Annotated in this window: 13 protein-coding genes; 8 read left to right on the top strand and 5 right to left on the bottom strand. The window is 45.6% G+C overall.

Going from position 1 to position 11,151, the window contains the following annotated elements; all coding sequences use genetic code 11:
- Window positions 1-124 precede the first annotated feature (124 nt).
- The 3 genes from QUA02_RS27230 to QUA02_RS27220 form a co-directional block, all read right to left on the bottom strand.
- Window positions 125-772: a Uma2 family endonuclease gene (locus tag QUA02_RS27230; RefSeq protein ID WP_333032438.1), complete on the bottom strand. Its 648-nt coding sequence runs from the start codon at window positions 770-772 to the stop codon at window positions 125-127.
- 87 nt (window positions 773-859) lie between these two features.
- The gene (locus tag QUA02_RS27225) at window positions 860-2,506 is read right to left on the bottom strand and encodes a WD40 domain-containing protein (protein ID WP_333032437.1); all 1,647 of its coding nucleotides are present in this window, start codon (window positions 2,504-2,506) and stop codon (window positions 860-862) included.
- 172 nt (window positions 2,507-2,678) lie between these two features.
- Window positions 2,679-2,885, bottom strand: a complete 207-nt coding sequence (locus QUA02_RS27220; RefSeq protein ID WP_333032435.1) for a hypothetical protein — start codon at window positions 2,883-2,885, stop codon at window positions 2,679-2,681.
- A gap of 189 nt (window positions 2,886-3,074) precedes the next feature.
- On the opposite strand from QUA02_RS27220, the gene QUA02_RS27215 reads away from it, so the two are divergent.
- Window positions 3,075-3,527 carry a DUF2442 domain-containing protein gene (locus QUA02_RS27215; protein ID WP_333032432.1) on the top strand — a complete coding sequence of 151 codons (453 nt, stop codon included), beginning with the start codon at window positions 3,075-3,077 and terminating at the stop codon, window positions 3,525-3,527.
- A 76-nt stretch (window positions 3,528-3,603) separates the two neighbouring features.
- On the opposite strand, the gene QUA02_RS27210 is transcribed toward QUA02_RS27215, so the two are convergent.
- On the bottom strand, window positions 3,604-4,302 hold the full coding sequence (locus QUA02_RS27210) for a pirin family protein (protein ID WP_333032431.1): 699 nt from the start codon (window positions 4,300-4,302) through the stop codon (window positions 3,604-3,606).
- 116 nt (window positions 4,303-4,418) lie between these two features.
- Between QUA02_RS27210 and QUA02_RS27205 the strand changes: the two genes are divergently transcribed.
- The gene (locus QUA02_RS27205) at window positions 4,419-4,757 is read left to right on the top strand and encodes a winged helix-turn-helix transcriptional regulator (RefSeq protein ID WP_333032430.1); all 339 of its coding nucleotides are present in this window, start codon (window positions 4,419-4,421) and stop codon (window positions 4,755-4,757) included.
- Between the two features lie 70 nt (window positions 4,758-4,827).
- Window positions 4,828-5,226 carry a DUF4112 domain-containing protein gene (locus QUA02_RS27200; RefSeq protein WP_333032427.1) on the top strand — a complete coding sequence of 133 codons (399 nt, stop codon included), beginning with the start codon at window positions 4,828-4,830 and terminating at the stop codon, window positions 5,224-5,226.
- Window positions 5,227-5,527: 301 nt separating this feature from the next.
- Here the strand turns inward: QUA02_RS27200 and QUA02_RS27195 are convergent, their stop codons facing one another.
- Entirely contained in the window at window positions 5,528-6,550 is a 1,023-nt protein-coding gene (locus QUA02_RS27195; protein ID WP_333032426.1) for a threonine aldolase family protein, read from the bottom strand.
- Between the two features lie 82 nt (window positions 6,551-6,632).
- Here QUA02_RS27195 and QUA02_RS27190 point away from each other — a divergent pair, with 82 nt between their 5' ends.
- The 5 genes from QUA02_RS27190 (at window position 6,633) to QUA02_RS27170 (ending at window position 11,145) form a co-directional block, all read left to right on the top strand.
- Window positions 6,633-6,845 (top strand): DUF2997 domain-containing protein, encoded by a 213-nt coding sequence (locus QUA02_RS27190; protein WP_333032424.1) that lies wholly within the window; start codon window positions 6,633-6,635, stop codon window positions 6,843-6,845.
- A gap of 11 nt (window positions 6,846-6,856) precedes the next feature.
- A complete protein-coding gene (locus tag QUA02_RS27185) occupies window positions 6,857-7,639 on the top strand; it encodes a nucleotide exchange factor GrpE (RefSeq protein ID WP_333032421.1) in 783 nt (260 codons plus the stop codon).
- 116 nt (window positions 7,640-7,755) lie between these two features.
- Window positions 7,756-9,420 (top strand): Hsp70 family protein, encoded by a 1,665-nt coding sequence (locus tag QUA02_RS27180; RefSeq protein WP_333032419.1) that lies wholly within the window; start codon window positions 7,756-7,758, stop codon window positions 9,418-9,420.
- Window positions 9,421-9,529: 109 nt separating this feature from the next.
- Window positions 9,530-10,387, top strand: a complete 858-nt coding sequence (locus QUA02_RS27175; protein ID WP_333032416.1) for an HIT family protein — start codon at window positions 9,530-9,532, stop codon at window positions 10,385-10,387.
- 188 nt (window positions 10,388-10,575) lie between these two features.
- On the top strand, window positions 10,576-11,145 hold the full coding sequence (locus tag QUA02_RS27170) for an Alr1449 family protein (protein WP_333032412.1): 570 nt from the start codon (window positions 10,576-10,578) through the stop codon (window positions 11,143-11,145).
- Window positions 11,146-11,151 lie beyond the last annotated feature (6 nt).

Raw genomic sequence — 11,151 nt, 5'->3', positions numbered from 1 at the left:
GAGGACAGGGCAGGGCCGTTTCCCTCCCCCGATTCTTGGTAGGGAAACGGCACTGCCGTGTCCTGATTTCGGGTAATATTAATTCTGATGCTACCGGATTTGATATTATTTATATCGATTATTATTATTGCTGCTGAAATTGAGCCAACAACCAAGCCCCTACCTGTGCTTGATCTTCAGTGCGACTCCGCCGCAAAGCCTCTTCCAACACAGCAATAGTTAATCCCGGCAAAACTTCCGATTGAACGATCCGCCTACTGCCATTATCAGCAATAATAGCAAAAGCAATAATTTGAGATTTCTGCACGTCTACTACCCAATATTCAGCGACTTTTAACTCTTCGTAAAGCAACCGTTTTTCACCGATATCATCAGCCAAAGTTGAGTCAGCAACTTCTATGACTAAATCTGGCGGTGGGGTAACGTCAAGACTTGCGATCGAAGTTCCCCTAGGTACTAATTTTGCTCTTTCTCCAATGTAGTAAGATACGTCTGGCTGACACTCTCGGACTCCTGTTTTACGGTAGCTACAGTTATCCAAACCATTTAAAGGGATAGCTTTCGCAATACAGAACAGACTCACTCCTAAAAAAATACTTCCATTGTCTCTAGCATGATCTGGCCCTACTGACATAGTTTCAATCCTCATTTGTCCGTTGCGGTAGTAGCATTTTGCTTTATTGTAAGCTGGGTCATCTGCCATCGCGATGAATTCTTCCCATGTTGCTACTACCCAGGTGTCTGTAGGTAATTTAGTTGTTAAGGTACTCATTTTTCACCTTTTGACGAAACAGTTTTGGTGACTATTTTTGTTGTTCAATGACGCTCTCATTTAATCGTAGCACATTCGATCGCCCTCTCAATTCCCCCTTTTCCAAATCTTGATTTCCCCCAACCAACCAGCACTAACAATAGTCTTCCCATCCGCGCTAATCGCCACAGCGCTAACATAGCCAGCATGACCGCTCAAAGTACCTCTCAAATCGCCCGATCGCACATCCCAAAGTCTGATACTCTTATCCCAACTCCCAGTAACCAGAGTAGTGCCATCCCGACTGAATGCCACAGACCAAACTCCATCGGTATGCCCGCTCAAACGCCGAATTAACTGCCCGTTTCCGGCATTCCACAAACCGATTGTACCGTTGCTGTTTCCCGCCGCTAAACTCTTGCCGTCGGGAGTAAAAGCTAGGGACAAAACAGACAAATTTTTGCCGCTAATCGTGCGAATTGCTTGACCTGTAGCTAAATTCCACAACCTAATTGAACCATCTTTGCTGCCACTAGCTAAAGTTTTGTTGTCAGGACTGATAACAACAGCATTCACCAACCCAGAATGCCCGGTCAAAGTCCGCAGCAACTCCCCCGTTTTAGCGTTCCAAATCTTAATCGTTTTGTCCCAACTGCCGCTGGCTACAAATTGACCGTCTGGACTGACGGCAACGCTCGAAACTGCATTGGAATGACCGCTCAAAGTGCGTACAACCGCACCAGTTTCTAAATTCCAAATTTTCACCGTTTTGTCGTCGCTGCCGCTAGCTAACAACTTTCCGTCCGCACTCGCCCCCAGTGCGTTTACGGCTTCCGTGTGTCCTTGCAGGGTAGTTTTTAATTGCCCGCTGGGAAAATTCCAAACTGAGATTGTGCCGTTGCTATTTCCTGTAGTAAAATAAGTTGAAGCTAGGGCAAGGGAACTGACAACTTCCGAAGGCCCTTTGAGGGTATTTGTAGCAGCAAAGGCGATCGCACTTGCGGGCGGGCGGGGCGCATTATTCGCCGGAGTTTTTGGGTTTCCGGCATTAGGAGATTGGGGTACTACTGGCAGCGAAATAGTCGATCGCCATTTCATGAAAGTATTGATTTCTATCCCCGCCGCCACGATTTTATCGGAGTTATCCTCTAACCTGACAATGCCGTTAATTGCGACAACTCGCCCCGCATCGTCGAGCACCGGGCCGCCGCTCATGCCCGCTCTCACTAAGTTGTTGTATACCAATGTATAACCGTTCCAGGGAGTTTGGCGGCCGGTAAGCTGACCTTCCGTGGCGATGAAAATCGGCTGTCTCAGAGAACCGCCGGATATCGGCCAGCCGGCCACATAAGCCTTGTTTCCCTTAGTTGCTGAGGAATTGGCTAATTGAGCCAGGGGGTAACTTTGAGCGCTGCTGAAGGGTACGACGGCCAAGTCCATCCCCGGCACTCGCCGCACGAGGCTGTATGATACAGAGTGAGCTTGGCCGTCGGGAGTTACGACCTCGTAACCGCCGGCTTTATCGACAACGTGCCAGTTTGTGAGAATATAGTATGTGCTGCCTTGTTTCTCTAAAATTACTCCAGAACCGCCTTTTGGGCCCTGGATGCGAACAGTAATTTGTTGGGCAACGGTTTTAACTTTGTCGGCGGTTAATGCGAGGGCAATTTGAGGTGATGTGATTGGGATGAGGGCGATCGAACTCAGAGCGATCGCAGCACTCAAAATAGCCGGAATTGTTCTGCTGTAATTCATTATTGTGTAAATTTAACATACCCATATATCAACTGACGGATAACTTTTCCGGTTTGTGGGATATTGTGGCATATTGACGGTTGAGAACGCATTTATGGCCTGCGCGATCGAACTTTCGACATTCGCACAAGCCTCACAATATGTGACACAGCCCTCTGGCTAGCAGAAAAATTTAGAATCGGGAACCGCACCTAGCCTCAACAATAGCAACTGGCTGATCTCTATTTTTTTCTCGGCAAATCAGAATTTGAGCCAAACGCTGCTCGGAATAATACCCATTAGCCATCCAGCCGATAGGTGCGCCCGCGATCGCGCCGACTGCTAAACCAGTGATCAGGCTCGAAATAAGATGCTTTCGGGCGATCGGGTTTTCTTGCATAAAAATTTATCCTAAACACTTAACCTTAGCAAAAATACCACAAATAAAATTTACTGTCTTCCTCCTATTTACTTATTTCCTAAGTAGTAACCCAGGATTAAGTATAATTTTCTTCACAGTCCGCTTAACACAATCCCATGCAGCAATAATCAAGCATCCAAACTTAACAAAACCGATGGCAAGAAATATATGGTATTTAGAAACTGGGACAAAGAATTAACTGAGGAAAATCTCCGAGATCAAATAACCAAAGCCAAGCAAGCATGGAAAAACGCTGAGGCTACAGAGTCGCGTGCCGAATCCGTGCAGTATAACCAGTCTGAAGATTTAATAGTTATCAAACTGAAAAACGGTGCTATTTTTTCTTTTCCGCCAAAGCTGGCACAAGGCTTAGAAGGTGCTTCACCAGAACAACTTGCTGATGTTTGGCTACCACCTTCCGGTAGCAGCGTGCACTGGGAAAGCTTAGATGTTGATTTTGGCATTCCCGAACTTGTAGCAGGTATTTTTGGCACAAAATATTGGATGGCTGAATTAGGAAGGAAGGGAGGACAGGCAACTTCAAGCTCTAAATCGGCAGCAGCACGGAAAAATGGCAAGAAAGGCGGACGACCTAAAAAGAATATTTCTGTTAATTCTTGAAATCCTTTTGAGCTGTCAGATACCAGCGAATAAAATCCCCGACTTCTCCAAGAAGTCGGGGATTTTGCATTCAATACTATGCCAAATCAAACAGCAAAAATTCAGCATCTTCCGTAGCTTCAATCGCCAATTCAGATTCGCCGCTAACCGCCGCAGCGTCGCCATTTTTCAAAGGCAAACCGTTGAGCAAAACCGAGCCGCGAGCCACTTGCACCCAAGCATGGCGATTCGGCTGCAAAGCATGAGAAACCCGCGAGTCTTTATCCAAAACAGCCGCATACAAATCCACATCTTGATGCACTTTTACCGCACCATCTCTGGCATCTCGCGCCGCCACTAGGCGCAGTTTTCCGCGCCTTTCTTCCACTGGAAAATCCCGCTGTTCGTAACTCGGCTGCAAGCCTTTTGTATCGGGTAACAGCCAGATTTGCAGCAAATGAACCGGGTCTGTCTTCGAGTTATTGAACTCGCTGTGCTGGATACCCGTACCTGCACTCATCCGCTGCACTTCACCGGGTTTAATCACTGCACCAGTACCCAAACTGTCCTTGTGTTCTAATGCTCCTTCTAATACATAAGTAATGATTTCCATGTCGCTGTGCCCGTGAGTGCCGAAACCTTTGCCGGGGCTAACAAAATCCTCATTAATTACCCGCAAAGAGCGAAAATTCATATAATTTGGATCGTAATAGCCGGCAAAAGAAAATGTGTGGTAACTGTCCAGCCAACCGTGATTGGCGTGTCCTCTTGCTTCACTTTTTCTGACGGTAATCATTTTCTGAATCCTCAGTGAAATTTATCGGGTGTTTCTTTGATGTTTTTATTTTAAACCGAGTCAAGCTATTATGGATAGTACGCACTTAAAAGTGCGGTAGTTACCAAAAAGATACTATGCAAGTCCAAGAAGTAAACCTCGATCGAGCAAATTGCCCTGTAGAACGCACTCTAGAGGTGATTGGCGGGCGCTGGAAAGTCTTGATTCTGCGGGAGTTGTTTCCAGGAGTGAAGCGTTTTAACGAGCTGCAACGAGCTGTCAACGGCATTACTCAGAAGATGCTGACGCAGCAACTGCGGGAAATGGAATCAGACGGGATTGTGCACCGGGAAATTTACCTGCAAGTGCCGCCAAAAGTTGAATATTCGCTAACGCCTTTGGGCGAAAGTCTCAAACCGATTATTAATGCCATGCACGAATGGGGAATTCAGCATATTAGCGAAGATCGAGAATGAGCGGTTTCTAGATGTTTTTTTCCCTCTTCCGACAGATTTCAAAATTTCAACCTAGTTCAACAATAATAATATGAACAACATAGAGCGTCTCGCCACCCTCAACCGCATCCGCAAACTCAGCCGCCTGATGGATACCGCCATTGGCATCCCCGGCACTAAATTTCGCATTGGTTTAGATCCCATTATCGGTTTAGTTCCGGGTGCTGGGGATATCGTAGATACCGCATTTTCCGCCTACCTAATTTACTTAGCAACTCGATTCAATATTCCCCAAAAAACTCTAGGGAAAATGATTTACAATATCGGTCTAGAAGCCGTTGTTGGTTCAGTACCTTTAGTAGGAGATATCTTCGATGCTTTTTATAAATCCAACATGAGAAATCTGGCGCTTTTAGAAGCACACCTCGAAGCAGTTGAACCAGAACTAGCCGCAGTTGCAGAACCTGTTCCTCAATCTATTAAATTGTAGGTACGGGTTTCACAAACAATAATTGTAAATAACCAGCAATCTCTCAAGCCCGCCCCCATCAAACGAAAAATCCCCGCGCCTATTTTTCGCATTTAAAATGTAGGGGCGGGTTTCACAAACAATAATTGTAAATAACCAACAATATCTCAAACCCGCCCCCACCCAACGAGAAATCCCCGCGCCTATTTTTTGCATTTAATATAAATCAAGGTTGATGTGGATTATTTGTTAGGTGGGGCGGGTTTCTTAGATTGTTCATAGCTGGCCGGTATTATTTGTAAAACCCGCCCCTACATTTTAATCATTGATGTCGTTTAACTGCTTCCACCAAAGCAACAACATCGGCTTCCAGAGTATTAAAAGCCGTTACCAGTCTAATAGTACATTCATCCCACCGATAAAACAGAAAGCCTTCAGCTAAAACCGCTGTAATTATCGATTCGGGAAGTTGAATAAAAATCTCGTTGGCTTCAACTTGATGGCAAAACTTTGCTCCCTCAACTCCCGCCAAACCTTCGGCTAATTTGGCTGCCATATTATTTGCATGAGCCGCATTCTTCAGCCACAAATCATCGGTTATATACGCTTCCAACTGCGCCGACAAAAACCGCATTTTCGAGAAAAGATGCCCGCTGCGCTTGCGGTAAAAAGGGAAAGTCTTTGCCAATTCTGGATTAAAAAATACCACAGCTTCCGCAGCCATCGCACCGTTTTTTGTCGCTCCAAACGAGAGAATATCCACACCAGCCCGCCAAGTGACATCCGCAGGAGAACAGCCAAGACTGGCGACAGCATTGGCAAAGCGAGCTCCATCCATGTGCAGGTGCAAATTGCGATCGCGAACCACTTCCGAAATGTGGGAAATTTCCGCTGGATTGTAGACTGTGCCGGCTTCCGTTGCTTGAGTGATGCTGACGGCTGCGGGCTGTACGTGATGGACGACACCTGCACCAGCGCGATCGAGCTTTTTTCCTAAAGTCTCTGCCTCTATTTTAGCATGATTTCCTGTTACTGTCACTAACTTTGCACCGCCTGTAAAAAACTCCGGCGCGCCGCATTCATCTACATTAATATGAGATTCCCCGTGACAGTAAACAGCCCCGTAAGGAGGAGTCACAACCGCAAGGGCTAGCGCATTAGCAGCAGAACCTGTTGCAACAGGAAAAACAGTCACCGATGTCTCGAACAAATCCGAGAATTTAACTTGCAAACGCTCAGTATATTCATCATCTCCGTAAGACATCACAGCACCGCAATTAGCCGCTGCTATCGCTGCCATAATCTCCGGCGAAACCCCGGTTGCATTGTCGCTACAAAAATTCATTAGAATAATTGGTAAATAGAATCTATAATATAACTCAACACTCAACAGTCAACACTCAAGCATTAAACCAAGAGGCAGAATTATGGCAGAGTACCGTCAAATAGAATACCGTATCGGCAAAGACGGCAAAATTACCGAAACCGTCCTCAACGCCACCGGTTCTAGTTGCACCGAAACCACCGCCGGAATTGAAAAAGCCCTCGGAAAAGTAGAATCTCAAGAATTGCTGCCAGAATACTACCAAGGCGAAGAAAATTTGGTCGTTGAACAAACGCAGACTTTAAAACAAGTTTAGAAGAGTTAAAGATGTTTGATCTCCTCGGTGCAACAGTTGATGTAACAACAGTGCCTGCCTTCAGCTTCGCGCTGGCTGTCGGGGGCATTTTTCTAATTTTAGTCTACCTTTATGCTGCATCTGAGGCGGGAGATGCGATCGAGTTTAAGTACGATACAATTCTGCGGGAACGCATGAATCAGCTAGACATTCTCGATTGGCAAGATTTAGGCGAAAAAGCAGGCTTAAGTCGCTACGGGGTGCGTTTAGTGCGGCAGGGAGACGTGGGAAAACTCACGGTAAACCAACTGAGGCGGCTGGCAACAGTGCTGAATTTGAATTTTCAAGAGTTCGATCGCACTTTGAGCGCGCTGCCAATATCGGCTACAATCACAACTAATCCCACCGAAATAGAAGAATTGAAGCAGCAGTGTTTCCGGCTGCGAGAAGAATTGCAGCAGCAAAAAACTCAATTAACTGCCGATTTTCGCCGCGCTACCTTTGAACAGTTGCAAACTTTGTTAACCAACTATCCCGCCGCCCGCAAAATGGCAGAAGCCAAGCCGGATATGCCCGCCAAAAACCTCTCTGCTTTGTTTACTCCCTTAGAAAATCTCTTGTCGAGTTGGGGTTTTGAAACAATCGGTTCAGCTTGGGAACAAGTGACTTACAATCCGCAGTTGCACCAGCCGGATGTTGAGGATATAACAGAAGGAGAGTTAGTTTATATTAGGTTTGTCGGCTATCGAGATGGAGAGCGAATCCTTGCTCCCGCTAAAGTTAGCCGCACCCTGCCAGGTGGCATAAAAAATTAAGTAAGGGGCGCAATGCGACCCTACAAATAGAGTAGATGCGTAAGTCCTATAAACTTAGCTGCACCACCCAGGGCTGCCTGAAAAATTAAATCTAAAATCTAAAATCTAAAATCAACATGACTACAGTTGCAATTGACTTCGGTACCAGCAACACGGTTGTCTGCATGCTCAACCCGGATACGCAAACACCAGAAACTTTGAGATTGGGCGAGATATCCCGCATTTTCAAAACGCACAAATCGAGCGGAGATGTTCGAGAAATACCTGTAGTGCCGACTTTGGTATTTGTGAAAAATGCGGAAGATTTGGTATTGGGAGAAAAAGTGCGATCGCAGCGTTTGGGACAGTCACAGCCAGAGCGCTTTTTCAAAGCTTTTAAACGCGATTTAGCAGCCGATTTTCAGCCCCCAGCCCGCAATCTCGACGGCGAAACCTATACGCCCGAATCAGTAGCAGAACAGTTTATCGCAACTATTTGGAAACAATTATATTTACAAAATATACAGCCAGACAATGTAATTTTTACTGTACCAGTCGGAGCATTCGAGCGATATCTGGATTGGTTTCGCGATTTAGCAGAAAAGTTGGGAGTTGCGGAAGTTCAGCTAATAGATGAATCCACAGCAGCAGCCCTGGGATATGCAGTAAAACGTCCCGGTTCTTTAGTTTTAGTAGTAGATTTTGGTGGTGGCACTTTAGATTTAAGTTTGGTTCGCACAGCCGTAACCCCCCCCTTACCCCCCCTTGGCAAGGGGGAGAGAAATCTCGCTCCCCCCCTTAGCAAGGGGGAGAGAAATCTTGCTCCCCCCCTTGGCAAGGGGGGGCTGGGGGGGGTGCGTGCCGAAGTGTTAGCAAAATCCGATGCTTATGTCGGCGGCGAAGATATTGACATCTGGATTGTCGAAGATTATTTGCGGCAAATTGGTTCGTCGCGGGCAGAAGTCGGCGCAGTTGGCTGGCAGAATTTATTAGAAATAGCGGAAAAATTAAAAATTCAAGTTTCTCAAGTTAATGATGCGAAGGAAAGTTGGTGGGACGATGAAAATTTTATGTCTTACGACTTGCAGCTAAACCGAGACAAGCTTGAGGAAATTCTGGAATCTAGGCAGTTGTTAGAACAGTTGCGGGAAGCTTTAGATGAAGTGCTGAGTATTGCACTGGGAAAAGGTATCGGGAAAGCAGATATCGAACAGGTTTTGCTGGTAGGAGGAACTTCTTTAATTCCTGCTGTATCTAATGTAGTGGTTTCGTATTTTGGGCGGCAAAAAGTCCAAAGAGACAAGCCTTTTGAAGCCGTGGCGCACGGTGCTTTAGCCTTGACACAATTAGCGAGTGTTGACGATTATTTGCGGCACAGCTATGCAATTCGTCTCTGGGAACCTTATGCTAAAGCTTATGCTTATTCGCCGATATTTAGCAAGGAAATGAAGTATCCCTGTCAAAGTTCCGAAGAGTTGACGCTGCAAGTGGCAATTGAAGGGCAAAGGGAAATTCGGTTAGATATTGGGGAAGTTGCGGAGGTATCGCAAGCGGAGGTTATTTTTAACGAACAAGGGCAAATGACGAGCAGTTTGCTTAACAAACATAGCGATTTTCGCTCTCTGGAAAGCCACCACCAGCAGGTTTGCGTGGCGCATTTGAATCCCCCTGGTGTGTTGGGAATTGACAGGGTTTCGGTGAGTTTTGAGGTGGATGAGAGGCGGGTTTTGTTGGCGACGGTGCGGGATTTGGTGACTGGTAAGGTTTTGGTGGAAAAAGGGGCGATCGCCAAACTGCAATAGTGATAAAATTTTTAGATAACATTCGGATCGTGAAATCGCTACTCCACAAACTCTCGTCCAGATGGTGCGCGGACTGAAGAATATTTATTTAAATCAAATTTTTGCCGCCATGAAAAAGCAACAAAATAAATTCAGCCACCTGACGGCAATTGAAAGAATTTATCTGTCATTTCCAGCCAGATTTTTATTGGATAAAAACTTGCTGCAAGGGAAAGTCTTAGATTTTGGGTGCGGCTTCGGCAGCGATGTTAGATTGTTGCAGCAAAAAGGCTTCGATATTACGGGTTATGACCCTTATTATTTCCCGGAATTCCCCGAAGATAAATTTGACACCATTATTTGCTTTTATGTTTTAAATGTTTTGTTTCCCGAAGAACAAGCTAATGTCTTGATGGAAGTGTCGCACCTGTTGAAACCGGGAGGGAATGCGTATTTCGCAGTGAGAAGGGATCTCAAAAAAGAAGGTTTTCGAGAACATTACGTGCACAAAAAACCTACATATCAGTGCATTGTCAAGCTTCCCTTTAAGTCAAATCACTTAGATGAATCTTGCGAAATTTACGAATACGTGCATTACAACTATCAAAGAAATTCAGCTAATAACTGCATATTCTGCAATCCGTACAAAAACCTAATTTTGCTAACTGAGTCAGCAACAGCTTATGCGATGTTTGACGGTTATCCCGCCAGCAAAGGTCATGTCTTAATCATCCCCAAGCGTCACGTTGCTAATTATTTTGAACTGCCGTTTCGAGAGCAATCGGCTTGCTGGTTTATGGCTAATAAGGTGCAAGAGATGTTAAGTAAAGAGTTTCAGCCTGACGGTTTTAATGTGGGAATCAATATTAATAAACAGGCTGGTCAAAGTCGCAGTCACGCGGCTATTCATGTTATCCCCCGCTACAGGGGGGATGCGGCGGGGAATAAGGGTGGGATTAGGTATGTGATTCCCAAGAGTGAAAAATAAAATTTAGCAGATTGTGAAATGGATTTTTTTTTAGTGCAGAGGTGCAGAGAACACAGAGGAAGAGAGAAGAGAGGAATTCATAATTTTTGTAAGGATTGTTATATTTGAGCAAACGGCGAGCAAAATAGGGTTAAAATGTGTTTGCCAAGTCTAAAACTACACATTAGCAGTAATTTGGTGTTCTGTTTATGTCTAAGCGCAAAAAGCAAGAATGGCTCAAGGAAACCCTAGAGCTCAAAGAAGACCACAATTGGAAGTCAAAGCCTGGAACTCGGATTTTTGTTGCAGGAAGAGGTGCAGTCCGCTTTGATGTCCCCCAAGATTGGCATTTTGAACCGGATACTAAGTCGTTCCGGTTTACGGATAAAAAGCCGCCGGATGATGATTGTTGTTTGGAGGTTTCGTTTAATTTGCTACCACCCGGTAACTGGGCAGATTTTCCGCTGGTGCCGCTATTACAGAAGGTGGTTGAAGATGATACGCGGAATCCGATCGATCCTGGGGAAATTATTCAATTGAAGCGGCAAACGGCCCGGGTTGTTTGGACCCAATTTAAGTTTATCGACCCTCCAGAACAGCGGGAAGCTTATTCGCGAATTTGTATCGGACTGGGTTCTAACGTTCAGTGTTTGATTACTTTTGATTACTGGGTTGACGATGCGGAACGTTTGACTCCTGTCTGGGATACGGTGATGGATTCGTTAGTTTTAGGGTTGTTTATCAGCGACCCTCGAACGGGGTTCGCACGTCCAGACTAGACCGAT

Origin of the sequence: Microcoleus pseudofavosus SVA1_A4, assembly GCF_036700565.1 — a bacterium.
GTDB lineage: Bacteria > Cyanobacteriota > Cyanobacteriia > Cyanobacteriales > Microcoleaceae > Microcoleus.
This window is presented reverse-complemented; position numbering and strand designations above follow the sequence as displayed.